Source organism: Paenibacillus sp. PL91, assembly GCF_012935325.2.
Classification (GTDB): Bacteria; Bacillota; Bacilli; order Paenibacillales; family Paenibacillaceae; genus Pristimantibacillus.
This window is the reverse complement of the sequence record NZ_JABBYG020000001.1, coordinates 356,183-371,086: the sequence shown is the minus strand read 5'-3', so window position 1 is coordinate 371,086 and position 14,904 is coordinate 356,183. Positions and strand designations below refer to the sequence as shown.

The window sequence follows — 14,904 nt, the reverse complement described above, 5'->3', positions numbered from 1 at the left end:
AAAAAAGCGTTCCCGAAGGAACGCCATGACAACTATTGATGTGCTTCGACAGGAAGCAGAAGCATAAACGATGTTCCCGAACCAGCACTGCTTTCGACAACGATACGTCCGTGATGGAGATCTATTAAGTTTTTGACGATTGCAAGTCCTAGTCCAGTGCCGCTTGAAGCTCCCCTTTTGCGCGCTTTATCTGCCTTGTAGAAGCGTTCAAATATATAAGGTACATCTTCGCTAGGTATGCCCTGTCCTTCGTCTCTAACACTCAGCTGAACATACAGGCTGCCATTTACATTTTCAAGCTGGCCAGCAAGTGTAATGGACTTTCCAGAGGGCGTATGGCGCAAGGCATTATCGAGTAAGTTAGTCAGAACCTGCTCAAGCCGGTCCTCATCAGCTTCCTTGACGATAAGAGGCTCGCGCGGCAGATTTGCCACCAGCTTAACGTCGCGCTCCTTCGCATACACTTGGAACTTCCGATGCACCCGCTTTAAAACATGCTTCAAATCCACCTCTTGAAAATTCATGTCCACATGGCCGGCTTCCATCCGAGCGATATCCAGAAAATCATTGACAAGCCTGCCCATTCGAAGCGATTCATCATAAATGACTTGAACGAGCTCCTTGCGGTCTTCCTCGGATACAACAATGTCGTCAAGAAGCGCTTCACTGTACCCTTGCAGCATGGACAGAGGCGTCCTAATCTCATGTGAGATGTTCGCAACAAAATCACGTCTAAGCTTCTCCAGCTTATGCTCCTCCGTTACGTTCCGAATAACAGCAACGGCTCCCCGAACGACACCTTTGGATTGCAATGGAGCCATAACAACGGACCATACATTGCTTAGCACATGGATTTTATCCGTCGCATCGCGCCCCTCTTCCATAACGCACTGAAACAAATCGCGCAGCGGCATCGGAACTTCCGAATTGGAGGAATTGCTGTCATACAAATCCTCTTGCCAAGCAAGCTCTACACCTGACCATTGATTGTTCAGCAAATGCCCGCTTGGATTCGTAAGAATAACCTTTCCATCCGCATCGAATGTAATAACCGAATCTCCCATACTCCGTAAAATGCTGGCAAGATGGTTTTTCTCATGATTCAGGTCGTGAATAAGCTTATCAAGCTGCTCAGTCATGTGGTTAAACGTATTCGCAAGCTCTCCGATCTCATCGCTGGAGCGAATGTTCACTCTGGTCGAATAATTTCCTTGTGAGATCGAAACAGCAGCGTCCTTGAGCTGCAAGAGCGGCTGCTGGATCTTTTTGGATAAGAAGAAAGCAAAAAATGTCGATAATAGAAAACCAACGATCGCTGTAAGAACGAATAACACTTTTACTTGATGAGAGCTATCATGTGAATTATCATCAAACCAAATATCGACATACTGGAGAAGAAAAACACCTACTATAAGCAATACGACTGCAACGAGCAGCATAATTGTCGCCCAGAGCTTCCCAACCACACTGTGCCACAGCTTTCCGATTAAGCGATGCCACAACTTCATTTACTTAGGCACCTCAAGCTTGTAGCCGACACCCCATACCGTCGTTATCATCGATGCTGCATCGGGCGATACTTTGTTCAGCTTCTCGCGAAGCCGCTTCACATGCGTGTCGACTGTTCGCAAGTCGCCAAAAAACTCATAGTTCCAAACATCCTTGAGCAGCTCCTCGCGCGAGAAAACCTTATCCGGCGATACTGCCAAGTAATGTAGCAGCTCATATTCCTTTGGCGTTAAGCTCACTTCCTGGCCGCCTGCTGTTACGCGGTGAGCATCATGCTCGATGACAAGATGCGGAAATACAATGTTGTTGCTCGAATTAATTTCTTTAGTAAGGAACGCTGTAGCCGAAGAGCGTCTCAATATCGCTTTCACGCGGTAGATGACCTCGCGGGGGCTAAACGGCTTCACGACATAATCATCCGCTCCAACCTCAAAGCCCTGCACCCGGTTCATCTCTTCGCCTTTTGCGGTTAGCATAATGACAGGAGTTGCCTTCACTTGGCGCAGACGCGAGCACACCTCTACCCCATCGATTCCCGGAAGCATCACATCCAGCAAAATGAGCGCATAATCGGTATTTGAGGCAAGCCTTAGCGCGGTTTCTCCGTCTTCTGCCTCGTCGATCGTGTAGCCTTCCTTCTCTAAATACATTTTGAGCAAACGACGAATACGTTCTTCATCGTCTACGACCAAAATACGGCTTGAATAATCAGACATAGGGCAATTCTCCTCTCAATCTATATCCTAAACACCAGAATATGAATGTAACCCTGCTATCACGAGGTTGACCCCGACAAGCGTAAACAATACAACGACAAAACCGATTACCGCAAGCCAAGCGGACCGATGGCCCTGCCAGCCGCGCGATAAGCGGAAATGCAAATATGCGCTGTAATATAGCCAAGTAATAAGCGCCCATACTTCCTTCGGATCCCAGCCCCAGAAGCGGCCCCATGCAATATTAGCCCAGATCATCGCGAAAATTAAGGCACCTAGCGTAAAGATCGGGAAGCCAATGGCAATCGAACGGTAGCTGATTTCATCCAAATCCTCCGGATCAATGCCTTCCATAACGGGGTGAATAACTGCACCCAGCGGCTTGCGGAATACGAGACGCAGCAAACCATAAAGCAAGGTCCCAGCAATGATGGACCACACGACTGTATTAAGCTTTCGGCCGGAATTTGCGCCTGTCATCCAATATGGAGCTTCGAAAATCGGCTCCTTCATGCCAAGGAACGAATCAAATTTCACGATTTCGCTGTTATATGGCTTAACGATTGCCGGCAGCGTATAAACAACGGTCTCCGTCGTCGTTGATTCAACGCCCTTCGCGTCAATGTTCGATTTCTCTTGAACGAATTGCGCTTCGTAGCCCATTCCGCGGAACGCAAACACGGCTACGATAAAACCTACGATAAGGATAATGGAGTATAACGAAAATTCGACCCAAAACTGCGATCTCTTCGCTTCCTTCGTTTTCCCTTTAAAATCGACTACGCGCAAAAGGTACATAAGTCCTGCAGCAAATCCTACTGCAAAGAAGGCTTCACCTAGAGCTGCTGTCGTGACATGCACCTTAAGCCAATAGTTGTTGAGAGCCGGTATTAACGGCTGCACCTCTTGTGGGAATACAGAGGCATATGCAACGATAATAACAGTCAACGGCAATGAGAACATGCCGAGCAATGGTTTTCTATAGATGCTGTAAACGATAGTGAACGCAATCATAATCGCCATGCCGAGGAACGTCATAAATTCATACATATTGCTTGTTGGAATTTGTCCGCTTCCTGCCCAGCGGGTGAAGAAGAAGGTCATATGCGCCGCTAATCCTAGGCTGGATGTGATAAACGCGATTCGACCCCATCGTTTCTCATGCTGCTTGGGGTCGCGATTGCTCCATTTCTTGCCCGCAATCGCAATCACATAGAACATAAATGCAAAACAGTAAAGAAAAAATGCGACGATAAAAGCGTCGCTGCTAAAATCAACTAAACTCACGCGTTGTTCCCTCCGTTATCAAGCGACTTCGGATCTACGGTTATCCCTATTTTTTGAAGCGCTCCCGCAACATCTGAACGCATACCGTACCAGTTCTTATTTGTATGTGCGCCTAATGAAAGCTCATTGTCATCAACACGCAGCCATATGCGGCGGTGCTGCCAATACGATCCCATTAAGAGGCCGACCATAGAGAAGGCTGCTCCAACCCATACATAAGGCAGCGCCTTATCCATACGGACATTTAAGTAAGTGGATGCTTCGGAAAAGTCTACGTTTTCCATCCCGTCGACCCGGATTTCAATTTTATCCGCAATGGCATGATTGATGGCATCCTGCGAAAATTTTACCTTATCCTTCTGCATTGGGAAATACATATACGGCTCGCCGTCTGCCGCGAGTCCCGGCCCTTTAACTGTAAATACGAATGCTGGTGCAATCGGATCACGAGATAAGGTAGTCGGCTCTCCATTGTCGCCAATTGCGAACTCCATGTAATTGGCATATAAGTCCAGCGTATATGGTCCAAGCTTGTGCTGAAGCGCCGAGTCCTTCATCGGAAGATCGAACGGACCATATTTTTCACCTGTTTGTTTATTTACGAGAACGGGATGGACCGCGTTCAAACGAGGTGTCGTATCAAAATCGAATTGGTACAGCTTTAGCCCTTTGTACTTCAGCGGCTCGTTCACGATAATATCGTGCCGCATCACTTCCTTGAGCTCCGGCTTTTTCGATTGGTCGCTGCAGCTGCTTACGCATTCATATAATACCGCTTTCGTTTCGAAGAGCTTGGCACGAGCTGTTCCTTTAAGCTTATCAGGCAGTTCCTCGTCCTTATAATACTCAACGGTAAACTTTTCATTTTTGACAAAATAATTGGTATCCGCAATTTGTACAGTGTCACCATCGGGAACTGTAATGTAGCTATCCATTTGCCAGCTCGGTATGCTTCTTGCCAATATCGCCAGCAGAAACAGGATAAGACCGATATGATTGATGTAAGGTCCCCATCGGCTAAAACGGTTCTTCTCGGCAAGTAGAGCTGAGCCGTCGCGATGAATACGGTAGCCCTTGCGTTTTAGCTGCGTGCCGAATTTCTCTACCCACTCCTCAGAGTCGCCTTCAATCGTATGCTTGTACACCGTTTTTTGGCGATGGATGAACTGCAAATGCTTCCGGATTTGCTGCTTGCTCAGTGCCCGGTAAAGCGGCAGCACCCGGTCAAGACTACAAATAACGAGCGACGTGCCTATCATCACAAGCAGTCCGATAAACCACCAGGTTTCGTAGGTGTGGGACAAGCCGAACAAATAATACAATTTGCCGGGCAAGCCGTAAGTTTCCTCATAATAAACAGATGGATCAAAGTTATTTACAAACGTGTTTTCTTGGGGATATATCGTTCCCAGCATCGCAGTCAAAAAAGTAATAACGATCAAGTAAATCGCAATTTTGACGGACGAGAAAAAATTCCAAATCTTATCGATGTAGTTCGGATTGCTTTTTTGCGATCTGCGAGCTACCCCGTCATATCGCATTTCAAGTGGCAGATCCGATACATCATTGTTTTCGAGCGGCTTGCCGCAGCTCTCGCAAAGCACGGTGCCGACCGAGTTTTGATGTCCGCACTCGCATTTTGTGTTTTCAACCACCAACACAGTAAAACCTCCTACAGCTGAAGAAGCCGTTCAATCCGCTCGTCAATTTCAACCTCGGTCATGCCGCCTACTTTTATTTCCATAATCGAACCGTCCGGTTTTATGAAAAAAGTAGTAGGATATGACTTTAGCCCATAGCTGCGTTCTGTTTTGCGGTTCACATCGCGCAATATGGGATAATTCAAATCAAAACGGCGAACAAAATTGTTCACGGTTAACGTATCCTCGCTTAAATTAATCGCCAAAATTACGAGGCCTTGATCTTTCCATTTCGCATATTGTCGTTCAAATTCCGGCATTTCCTTCACGCAAGGCGGACAGAACGTGCCCCAAAAATTGACGACGACAGCTTTACCCTCATAATCGGATAATTGCTGCGTTTTCCCTTCCAAATCAACAAGCTCAAATGCCGGCGGCTTGCTGCCTTCCTTCAGAGGGCCTTTCTCGTCCGCGGCAAATAAGGTAGATCCTATCGCATACCCGCCTATAATCAAGACAGCAATCAATATGACGATTTGTACCGTCTTGCGCGATTTTCCCATAAAATAATTCACCACCAGCTTCTTTCTATACAGCCACGAATATTACCATTATAACGAAAAGTCGACGGCAATTACTGCCGCCGTCGATTACTTTTTATGAACTTTATGTGTCTTGTTTTGCGCTATTGCTAGCAGTTCTTTGATTTCCTGCGGCGTCAAATGGCGATACTTGCCTCTTCCTAGATTCTCTAGTCCAACCTCGCCAAATCGAATGCGCTTCAGCCTAATCACCTTATGTCCAATCGCTTCAAACATACGGCGAACCTGACGGTTGCGGCCTTCAAAAATCGTAATCGTAATCGTCGCTTCATTACCTTCCGTATCCACATCATGATACTCTACCTCGGCAGGAGCGGTCATGCCGTCCTCCAGCTTAATCCCCTTCTGAAGCTGCTCTAAAGCCGTTCCATGCGGAACACCTTTGACAGTAGCGCGATAGGTTTTCGGTACGTGATGGCTCGGATGTGTCAACAAATTGGCGAATTCGCCGTCATTTGTTAGAATGAGAAGTCCTTCCGTATCGTAATCCAATCGACCGACGGGATATACTCTCTCTTTGATGCCTGGCAAGAAATCAGATACCACTTTGCGTCCTTGCGGATCTTTGGCGCTTGTGATGACTCCTTTGGATTTGTTAAGCATGAGATAGAGCTTCTTCTCGCTCCGGATCGGTTTGCCGTTAACCGTAATCGTATCGACAGCAGGATCTGCTTTGACGCCAAGCGTCGTAACCTTCTCACCATTAACCTCAATCATGCCAGCCAAAATCATTTCTTCACATTTGCGACGGGATGCGACTCCCGCAGCGGCTAATATCTTCTGTAAACGTTCCAATGCTTTCACCTCAACCTCCATCATAACGATATGAAGAACAAAGTACAAGCTTCACTATCCGAATATGTATAGGCAAATGAAAATCGCTGCAAAAAAACCGACCAAATCCGAAAATAATCCTACTTTTAAAGCATAACGCGTTCGACGAATGCCTATAGCTCCAAAATAAACGGTGAGCACATACAAGGTGGTGTCTGTGCTGCCTTGAATGGTTGAGGCGATTCTGCCAATCATGGAATCCGGACCGAACGTCTGGATGAGATCCGTCGTGAACGCAAGAGAGCCTGCGCCGGTAAGCGGGCGAAGGATGCCGAGCGGCAGCACTTCGCTTGGAATGCCAACATAATCAAATAAAGGCCTTACTGCTGAAAGCATTAACTCTAATGCACCTGACGCGCGAAACATGCTGATGGCGACCATCATGCCTACCAAGTGCGGAATAATGTTAATGGCTGTTCCAAAGCCGTCCTTGGCGCCTTCGACAAACGTTTCGTACACTGGCACTTTGCGCCTTAGCGCTGCATAAAGCGGAATAAATACAATAATGGCAGGAATCATCCACGCAGATAAGCTTGTGACCATACTATACAACAGGCTCACCTCCAGCAGCAGGGATTGCCCCATTCATTTTAGCGGGCCCTGATAAAGTAGGTGTAATCGGTGGCGGCGGAGATTTTCTTCTGTACCAGCGGTCGGCAAGGATCGCTGCGGTCGTCGCAACAAAAGTTGCTGCCAGCGTCGTGCCGATAATTTCGGCTGGATTAGCTGAACCATAATTCATACGAATGGCTATTAGTGTGGTCGGAATGATCGTTATGCTCGATGTATTAAGGGCTAACAGCGTACACATTGCTGGAGTTGCTGTGGAGGGATCCGGATTTAGCTTTTGCAGCTCTTGCATCGCTTTTATCCCCATTGGCGTGGCAGCATTCCCGAGTCCAAATAAATTAGCACTCAAATTACTCATGATGTAACCTATTGCCGGATGATTGCGGGGAACGTCAGGAAATAGCATGCGCACGACGGGTCCCAGCATGCGAGCCAATTTTTGAAGCAATCCAGCGTCCTCCGCAATTCTCATCATTCCAAGCCAAAATACCATGATGCTGATTAAGCCAAAGCTCACAGTGACACCTGATTTGGCTCCCTCGAAGGCAGCTTGCGTCACCGCATCCATCTTGCCGGTTGCCGCAGCTACAACTACGCTCGCTACGATGAAAAACAACCAAATCCAGTTTACCATCTATGCCGCCTCCCCATTTGCAACATTCCTTTTATAGGCATTAAGCGTCTCCCTCGCCGTCATGCCCTAATGATCAAATAATGCGTCCAATACCTTCGATATAGATTGAGTCAATTTTCCACGGTCATCAAGTAAAGAAGCTTTTTTGAAATCCGCTAACGATCGCATCGCATTTAATGATTTTGTCGGAAGCTCAAGCCTGCTGCTTGAAACTTCATACACCGGAACAGCACCAATTCGAATATCATTCATATACCACTCCAAAATACCCCGTTCACCGAGCATATAGCGCGTCGAGTCCGCGTTGTGCAGCACCAATCGCGATTGGAGCGCATCTGACTCATTCTCAGCAACCGGGTACTTGAACGATTGACCAATTGCATAAGGATAACCTGCGATCGATTGTCCTTTAGTGGCAATTTCCTGAAGCGGATAATGGCCAAAGCCCCAGTCGAGCATTTTTCGATGATCTGACCAATCATCGCTATCGTTGATCGTTACGGCAGCAAGCTGCTGGCCATGCCTTGTTGCCGAACTTACTAAACAGCGCAGCGATTTTTTGGTATAGCCGGTCTTCACGCCGTCTGCACCCTCATACATCGTCAGCATTTTATTTTTGTTCGTGTAGCTGTATTCCCACTTTTCATGAGGGTTTGGCACCTTTTTCACTTTTGTGCTTACGATTTCTGCGAACACATCATTTTTTAGAGCATAGGCAGTAAGCTTGGCCAAATCATTTGCAGAGGAAAAATGCCCATCCTCATCAAGTCCATGCGGGTTTTTAAATTGCGTTTGCTTCAGACCAAGAAAGGTCGCCTTTTCATTCATTAAATGAACGAAGCCCTCCTCAGACCCGCCTACATGCTCAGCTATCGCGGTCGCTGCGTCATTGCCGGATCTTAACATAAGCCCGTACAGCATGTTGAGAAGGCTCATTTCCTCGCCAAGCTGAAGATAGATCGAGGAACCTTCCTTACCCACTGCACGCTTGCTCGTCTTCACCATATCCGTCAGCTTTCCATGATCGATAGCCACGATTGCTGTCATTATTTTTGTTAAGCTTGCAATTCTCATCGACTTATCGCCATTGCTGCTGTACAGCAATCTACCCGACTCGACATCAATTAGCGCTGAAGCTCTCGCATTCGTATGCAACGGACTGGGATTGGCGCTTACAGCCGTCACTTGGCTTGTCCCAACCACTAGGATCGCCAATAAAACGATCATGGCAATCCGCTGTAGCTTTTTGAAATACATGTGTTAACTTGCCCCTCTCGCAGCGTTAGTGGATAAAGCATCTGCTTGTATATTCCAGTATATGCCTGTACACGTTGCTCTAGACGAATTTCAGCTAACTAAAAATGAAAAACTGCCCTCTCGGGCAGTTCTGTCATAAGAGGTGATCGTTGGCTTCGACACGTCCGCTGATTATAGACGGGTCATTGTATGCTGATGTGTTAGCTGGCTGCTTCATCATCGATTGAAGCTTTTCGAAGACATGCGGAGCAGAATCGATAACCCGCTCGAGCAGATGCGTTTGATTATCGAGCGGAACAATTTTCACTCCGTGAGTGCCTACGACCAGAAACGCGATTGGCGTAATCGATACGCCGCCGCCGCTGCCGCCGCCAAACGGCAAGGATACGGAAGCATGCTGTGCATCAGAATTTGCCTTATGATCGGCATCATCTAATCGAATGTCGCTTCCCCCTGCCACAAATCCAAAGCCTACTTTGGAGATCGGCATAATAATGCTGCCATCAGGCGTTTGAACAGGATCGCCTACGATTGTATTGACGTCAACCATCTCTTTAATATTTTCCATTGCGGTTTGCATTAAGCCTTGAATAGGATGTTCTGCCATGCTTTGACGCCTCCTTTCCATTTCCTCATCCGAACTAAAAGCTGTAGCCCGGCAAGAATAGCATAACCGAAGCGGATTTGAGCTATGCATGACCACTCGGTTCGAAAGGCGGAACCTTGATAAATTGGCTGAACAATCATTTTAGGCTCAGCTTTCAGCTTAACCATTTGAGACAAAACGCCGATGATCGACGTTTTCACAGACCATACCGCACCCGTTGTCATGGCTGTCCACATCGCGTCTCCCGTCCCGATCTCTGTTGTCCAATTCCATTCAATAAGTCTAACCTTCATTAGTGTCTGCCTTACCCAACCCTTTAGATTACGGGTCATTTCCAAAACTTGCTTGAATTTATCGATCATACTCATAACTTTATCTGCATCGATATTCTCGTAATATTGCGACCAGGTGTTCGCTGAAGCAGTCGTTTTTGAAACTTGTTCCTTCAGTTGGACAGATGTACCGGTAAATTGAATAATAGGCACCTTGAATCGGTATCGGATTATTCCGTATAGTGCTTTTACATTCAATTCAACATCATCATTGTCACCCAGCCTCCTCAGATGCCCTATTATAACAACCTGAGAGCTTAGGATAACCATTAAAATGAGCAAAAAAAAGAGACCGGCCGCCGTAATCCAACCGTAAGGGTAACTGAGCATCATAAAGCTTCCTCCGTTTCCCTCATATGGGTTGAATATAGTATGACCCGGCGGTCAAATCTCATTCTTTAATTTCTTCAATTGTCATCTGCCGACCGTCTAAACGCTCGAACAGCAGCTGCGTTTGCTCCTCAAGCGCATCATCAAGATCGACATTTCCTGGTTCAGGAAGCTCCTTGATTGAAGGCAAACCGAAATAATCTAAAAATGATTTCGTTGTACCGTATAATATCGGACGACCGATCTGCTCAGCGCGTCCGACCTCCTCGATCAAATCCTTGGATACTAGAGATTGTATCGCTCTGTCGCTCTTTACACCGCGGATTTCTTCGATCGATATTCTTGTAATCGGCTGACGATATGCGACAATGGACAACGTCTCGAGCGCTGCCTGCGAGAGCTGTGAACGGGTTGGCGTATAAGCCATTCGCTCAAAATAAGGCGCATGCTCCAAATGCGTCGTCAGCCGATATGAAGCGGCAACCTCGGCAATTTGAATGCCGCGTTCTTCGCGCTCCAAGTCACGCTGCAAATCATAAACCAAATCGGAGGCAAGCTCGGCATCCAGCTCTAAAATATCGGCGAGCTGCCGCTTCGTCAGCCCCTCATCGCCTGCCATGAACAGCAGGCCCTCAATAATCGTCTTCAACTTCTGATAATCCAATTTCTGACGACTCTCCTCTCCAGTGAATGACGATGTCGTCAAACAGCTGATGCTGGAAACAACGAATATGCTTCATCTTCATTAGCTCCAATATCGCTAGAAAAGTGACCACGATTTCATGCCTGTCCATATTCTCGCGAATGAGCTTCGAGAAACGCACCGTTTCAAATTGCTTCAATACAACGACAATATCCCGTATCCGGTCCTTGACCGAAATCTCGTCGCGCTGCACCGTCGCAACTACATTTCGCCTTGAGGCTCTTCGAAGCGCTTTTTGGAAGGCGACGATAAGATCCGATAAATGCAAGCCCTCCACCGGATTAACCTTTTCTTCCTTCATGAAAGGCGACATATCCTCTGGCTCTCTTGAATAGACAAGGCTGCGCTCGAATTCCTTCTCGCGCAGCTGTTCGGCAATTTGCTTGAATTTCCGGTATTCGACGAGCTTCTGGATGAGCTCATCGCGCGGATCCAGTCCGTCATCTGGCCAATCCTCGTAATCATCCTCAAATACCGGAGGCTTAGGGAGAAGCTGCTTGCTTTTTATCGCCAAAAGGGTTGCCGCCATGACTAGAAACTCACTTGTAACCTCGAGCTCCAGCTCCTTCATCGCATGCAAGTAATCCATATATTGAATCGTAATCTCGCTGATAGACACTTCATGGATATCGATCTCGGCTTTGTCGATCAAGTGAAGCAATAGATCAAGCGGTCCCTCAAATGAATCCAGCTTATAAAGCACCGACACTTACATTTCCTCCCGCCTAGCCTTAAACTTTGCTGCTTAGCCTTGCAATTGCTTTGTCAAATTCGCCATTTCAATTGCGCTAGTTGCAGCTTCATAGCCTTTGTTGCCTGCTTTCGTACCTGCACGCTCAATGGCTTGCTCAATAGAATCAACTGTCAGTACGCCGAAAATAGTCGGAATTCCTGTTTTCAATGCAATTGCCGCTACGCCTTTAGCTGCTTCGTTGCATACAAAATCAAAATGCGGAGTTGAACCGCGAATGACTGCGCCAAGCGTGATAACGGCGTCATACTTGCCGCTTTCAGCCATTTTTTGCGCGATTAGCGGAATTTCGAATGCTCCCGGCACCCATGCTACTTCAACGTCGGAATCCTGTGCGCCATGGCGCTTGAATGCATCTAGAGCCCCGCCAAGCAGCTTGCTTGAAATAAACTCATTGAAACGGCCTACTACTACTCCATATTTTAAACCTTCTGATACTAAATGTCCCTCATAAATTCGTGTCATTTGTCATCTTCCTTCCGTTATTTTAAATGATATAGTCAATATCTTCAAAGCTTAACAAGTGGCCAAGCTTCGTTTTCTTCGTGCGGAGATAACTTTTGTTATCTTCTTTTTCGTCCATTTGAATAGGGACGCGCTCTACAACCTCGAGTCCATAGCCCTCTAGTCCTTTAATTTTGCGAGGATTATTCGTCAGCAGGCGCATTTGGCGAACGCCAAGATCCTTCAAAATTTGCGCTCCTATCCCATAATCGCGCAAATCGGCCGGAAAGCCAAGCTTTAAATTAGCATCAACCGTATCAAATCCTTGTTCCTGCAGCTCATAGGCCTTCAATTTGTTGATCAAGCCAATGCCTCTTCCCTCTTGCCGCATGTAGAGAAGGACGCCGCTGCCCGCTTCCTCAATCTGCTTCAGCGCTGCTTCAAGCTGCGGACCGCAATCGCAGCGATGCGAATGAAATACATCGCCGGTGAGGCATTCGGAATGTACACGCACCAGCAGTGGCCGCTCAGGATCTATGTCGCCTTTAACGAGTGCGATATGTTCTTTATTGTCCAAGAAGTTCGTGTAAGCAATTGCCCGGAAGGTGCCAAAATCAGTCGGCAGCTTCACATCAACCGCCCGTTCAACAAGCTTCTCCTTTGCATTGCGGTACTGGATCAGCTCTTGAATCGTAATGAGCTTCAGATCATGCTTTTCCTTAAAGACAAGCAGGTCAGGCAGACGAGCCATCGTGCCGTCTTCGTTGATGATTTCGCAAATAGCTGCAGCCGGTGCAGAATCGCACATGACCGCAAGATCAATTGCCGCCTCAGTATGACCTGCGCGACGGAGCACGCCTCCCGATTTTGCAATCAGCGGGAAAATGTGTCCCGGCCGGCGGAAATCCGCTGCCTTTGTCGTTGGGTCGATAAGCGCTTTGACCGTTTGCGAACGCTCATACGCCGAGATTCCTGTCGTCGTTCCGATATAATCGACCGATACGGTAAAAGCCGTACCATGGTAATCGGTATTATGCGAAACCATCGGCGGAAGATCAAGCTGTTCCGCACGTTCCTGCGTAATCGGAACACATACAAGGCCACGAGCCTCCGTTATCATAAAATTGATAACTTCCGGCGTCGTTTTATCCGCGAGAGCAATGAGGTCGCCCTCGTTTTCTCGATCTTCGTCATCCACCACGATAATCGGCTTGCCAAGCTTTAGATCAGCCAACGCCTCTTCGATTTTATTAAATGTAATTTTATCTGTTTGTTCCATATGGGTTTCCCTCCTTTGTGACAACCATTGTGAGAACCAAACCTTTATAAGGCTTCTACCAAACCTTCAAAGGCTTTTAACCAAACCTTCAAAGGCTTTTAACCAAACCTTTAAAGGCTTTAAAACCAATACCAAACCTTTAAAGGCTTTAAAACCAATACCAAACCTTAAAGGCTTTTCGAACCCACCCAAACCCTCCCTTCCAAGGGAGGGCCCCAAGGACTGCGTCCTCTGGACACCTGCAATTGGACTAACGTTGGAGCTCAACATGTGCTCGCGAGTCACGTTAGCGGGTGGATCGCTTTCGTCCCTGCGGGACACGCTTTACTTGTGGTGGATCTACCAAATCCTCAAAGTCTATAACACCTGAATAACTTTTGAGCTGCTGAGTTGATATGCTGATAGGTTAAACCTATGCTCGCTTTCGTCCCAGCGGGACACGCTTTCTGCTCTTACAAGACATTTGTTACTGGAAAAACTCCATCTAATTTTCTTGTTTATTAGCTTATTTGTTGTTTAGATAGAATTTCTCCTTCTAATTTGGCGCATAAGACGAGAAACAAGCATATTTCGCATTATTACATGGAGCTTATCCTGTTAAATGCGTTTGGTTAAGACATTTTCACTAATTAACGTGAGTTTTTACCGTTAATATCTAAAGCGGGTCAATAATATTATCAATTTTTGACTAAATCGCATTTTGACTATAAAACGATTAAAACTTTCTCACCTTAAAAATTATAAGAATCCATTTTCCATAAGGAATGATGTGGTGAGCTTGGAGCTTGCTTTTGCAGCTTCTGGCTGTCTGAAATGGAGCAGGTGATCAACGTATTTGCCTATTACATCACACTCTATATTGACAGAGTCTCCTGCGTACTTGCTCTGCAGGGCTGTTTCGCCAAGGGTGTGCGGGATGATCGACACGGTAAACGAATTCGCAGTTGTATCAACCACAGTCAGACTAATGCCGTCAATCGTAATGGAACCTTTCGGTATAACGTAACGCAGCATATCTGAATCATCTAGCTGCACTTTGTACACTACCGCATTAGCATCTGTTTCGCGATTGAGTATCTTACCCGTACCGTCGATATGTCCTTGCACGATATGGCCGCCAAACCGTCCGCCCGCCTGCATCGCGCGTTCTAAATTCACTCGCTCGCCGGCACGTAGCTGGTGGAGGTTGGATTTGCGATACGTTTCTGGCATCACATCTGCTGAGAATGAAGACTCGTCAAATGACGTCACGGTAAGACATACGCCGTTAACCGAAATGCTGTCTCCAAGCATAACCCCCTTCGTCACTAGAGTTGCACCGACGACAAGGCGCATCGTTTCCCCCTGCTTCGTGATCCCTTTCATTTTTCCCACTTCTTCCACTAATCCGGTAAACATGGGGTTCCTCC

At 47.0% G+C, this 14,904-nt stretch carries 16 protein-coding genes; all 16 read right to left on the bottom strand.

Annotated elements, in window-relative coordinates; translation table 11 throughout:
• Positions 1 to 32: 32 nt before the first annotated feature.
• Positions 33 to 1,508: a HAMP domain-containing sensor histidine kinase gene (locus tag HI950_RS01840; protein ID WP_169081852.1), complete on the bottom strand. Its 1,476-nt coding sequence runs from the start codon at positions 1,506 to 1,508 to the stop codon at positions 33 to 35.
• Entirely contained in the window at positions 1,509 to 2,225 is a 717-nt protein-coding gene (locus HI950_RS01835; protein WP_053376699.1) for a response regulator transcription factor, read from the bottom strand.
• Positions 2,226 to 2,252: 27 nt separating this feature from the next.
• Positions 2,253 to 3,512 carry a cytochrome c biogenesis protein CcsA gene (gene ccsA, locus HI950_RS01830; RefSeq protein ID WP_187768012.1) on the bottom strand — a complete coding sequence of 420 codons (1,260 nt, stop codon included), beginning with the start codon at positions 3,510 to 3,512 and terminating at the stop codon, positions 2,253 to 2,255.
• Positions 3,509 to 5,167, bottom strand: a complete 1,659-nt coding sequence (resB, locus tag HI950_RS01825; protein ID WP_169082238.1) for a cytochrome c biogenesis protein ResB — start codon at positions 5,165 to 5,167, stop codon at positions 3,509 to 3,511. Before resB ends, ccsA begins: the two co-directional genes overlap by 4 nt.
• A gap of 17 nt (positions 5,168 to 5,184) precedes the next feature.
• The gene (locus HI950_RS01820; protein WP_169081853.1) at positions 5,185 to 5,715 is read right to left on the bottom strand and encodes a redoxin domain-containing protein; all 531 of its coding nucleotides are present in this window, start codon (positions 5,713 to 5,715) and stop codon (positions 5,185 to 5,187) included.
• Positions 5,716 to 5,802: 87 nt separating this feature from the next.
• Positions 5,803 to 6,549 carry a pseudouridine synthase gene (locus HI950_RS01815; RefSeq protein WP_169082239.1) on the bottom strand — a complete coding sequence of 249 codons (747 nt, stop codon included), beginning with the start codon at positions 6,547 to 6,549 and terminating at the stop codon, positions 5,803 to 5,805.
• A gap of 54 nt (positions 6,550 to 6,603) precedes the next feature.
• A complete protein-coding gene (locus HI950_RS01810) occupies positions 6,604 to 7,131 on the bottom strand; it encodes a spore maturation protein (RefSeq protein ID WP_169082240.1) in 528 nt (175 codons plus the stop codon).
• A gap of 1 nt (position 7,132) precedes the next feature.
• The gene (locus HI950_RS01805; RefSeq protein WP_169081854.1) at positions 7,133 to 7,792 is read right to left on the bottom strand and encodes a nucleoside recognition domain-containing protein; all 660 of its coding nucleotides are present in this window, start codon (positions 7,790 to 7,792) and stop codon (positions 7,133 to 7,135) included.
• Positions 7,793 to 7,858: 66 nt separating this feature from the next.
• Positions 7,859 to 9,049, bottom strand: a complete 1,191-nt coding sequence (locus tag HI950_RS01800) for a D-alanyl-D-alanine carboxypeptidase family protein (protein ID WP_169081855.1) — start codon at positions 9,047 to 9,049, stop codon at positions 7,859 to 7,861.
• Between the two features lie 133 nt (positions 9,050 to 9,182).
• Complete coding sequence (gene ytfJ / locus HI950_RS01795; RefSeq protein WP_169081856.1) at positions 9,183 to 9,656, bottom strand: GerW family sporulation protein; 474 nt, start codon at positions 9,654 to 9,656, stop codon at positions 9,183 to 9,185.
• The gene (locus tag HI950_RS01790) at positions 9,629 to 10,321 is read right to left on the bottom strand and encodes a DUF2953 domain-containing protein (protein ID WP_169081857.1); all 693 of its coding nucleotides are present in this window, start codon (positions 10,319 to 10,321) and stop codon (positions 9,629 to 9,631) included. The genes ytfJ and HI950_RS01790 overlap by 28 nt, the downstream gene beginning before the upstream one ends.
• Positions 10,322 to 10,379: 58 nt before the next feature.
• A complete protein-coding gene (gene scpB / locus HI950_RS01785; RefSeq protein WP_169081858.1) occupies positions 10,380 to 10,982 on the bottom strand; it encodes an SMC-Scp complex subunit ScpB in 603 nt (200 codons plus the stop codon).
• Entirely contained in the window at positions 10,951 to 11,730 is a 780-nt protein-coding gene (locus tag HI950_RS01780; protein ID WP_053376707.1) for a segregation and condensation protein A, read from the bottom strand. Before HI950_RS01780 ends, scpB begins: the two co-directional genes overlap by 32 nt.
• A 36-nt stretch (positions 11,731 to 11,766) precedes the next feature.
• The gene (gene ribH / locus HI950_RS01775; RefSeq protein WP_053376708.1) at positions 11,767 to 12,237 is read right to left on the bottom strand and encodes a 6,7-dimethyl-8-ribityllumazine synthase; all 471 of its coding nucleotides are present in this window, start codon (positions 12,235 to 12,237) and stop codon (positions 11,767 to 11,769) included.
• 22 nt (positions 12,238 to 12,259) lie between these two features.
• Positions 12,260 to 13,495 carry a bifunctional 3,4-dihydroxy-2-butanone-4-phosphate synthase/GTP cyclohydrolase II gene (locus HI950_RS01770; RefSeq protein ID WP_169081859.1) on the bottom strand — a complete coding sequence of 412 codons (1,236 nt, stop codon included), beginning with the start codon at positions 13,493 to 13,495 and terminating at the stop codon, positions 12,260 to 12,262.
• A 738-nt stretch (positions 13,496 to 14,233) separates the two neighbouring features.
• Entirely contained in the window at positions 14,234 to 14,893 is a 660-nt protein-coding gene (gene ribE, locus HI950_RS01765) for a riboflavin synthase (RefSeq protein WP_169081860.1), read from the bottom strand.
• Positions 14,894 to 14,904: the final 11 nt, after the last annotated feature.

What these genes read in the sequence shown, in the direction of transcription:
- HI950_RS01840 (WP_169081852.1), bottom strand. Translation starts at nt 1,508, where the DNA reads ATGAAGTTGTGGCATCGCTTAATCGGAAAGCTGTGGCACAGTGTGGTT.
- HI950_RS01835 (WP_053376699.1), bottom strand. Translation starts at nt 2,225, where the DNA reads ATGTCTGATTATTCAAGCCGTATTTTGGTCGTAGACGATGAAGAACGT.
- HI950_RS01820 (WP_169081853.1), bottom strand. Translation starts at nt 5,715, where the DNA reads ATGGGAAAATCGCGCAAGACGGTACAAATCGTCATATTGATTGCTGTC.
- HI950_RS01810 (WP_169082240.1), bottom strand. Translation starts at nt 7,131, where the DNA reads ATGGTCACAAGCTTATCTGCGTGGATGATTCCTGCCATTATTGTATTT.
- HI950_RS01805 (WP_169081854.1), bottom strand. Translation starts at nt 7,792, where the DNA reads ATGGTAAACTGGATTTGGTTGTTTTTCATCGTAGCGAGCGTAGTTGTA.
- HI950_RS01800 (WP_169081855.1), bottom strand. Translation starts at nt 9,049, where the DNA reads ATGTATTTCAAAAAGCTACAGCGGATTGCCATGATCGTTTTATTGGCG.
- ytfJ (WP_169081856.1), bottom strand. Translation starts at nt 9,656, where the DNA reads ATGGCAGAACATCCTATTCAAGGCTTAATGCAAACCGCAATGGAAAAT.
- HI950_RS01790 (WP_169081857.1), bottom strand. Translation starts at nt 10,321, where the DNA reads ATGATGCTCAGTTACCCTTACGGTTGGATTACGGCGGCCGGTCTCTTT.
- ribH (WP_053376708.1), bottom strand. Translation starts at nt 12,237, where the DNA reads ATGACACGAATTTATGAGGGACATTTAGTATCAGAAGGTTTAAAATAT.
- HI950_RS01770 (WP_169081859.1), bottom strand. Translation starts at nt 13,495, where the DNA reads ATGGAACAAACAGATAAAATTACATTTAATAAAATCGAAGAGGCGTTG.
- ribE (WP_169081860.1), bottom strand. Translation starts at nt 14,893, where the DNA reads ATGTTTACCGGATTAGTGGAAGAAGTGGGAAAAATGAAAGGGATCACG.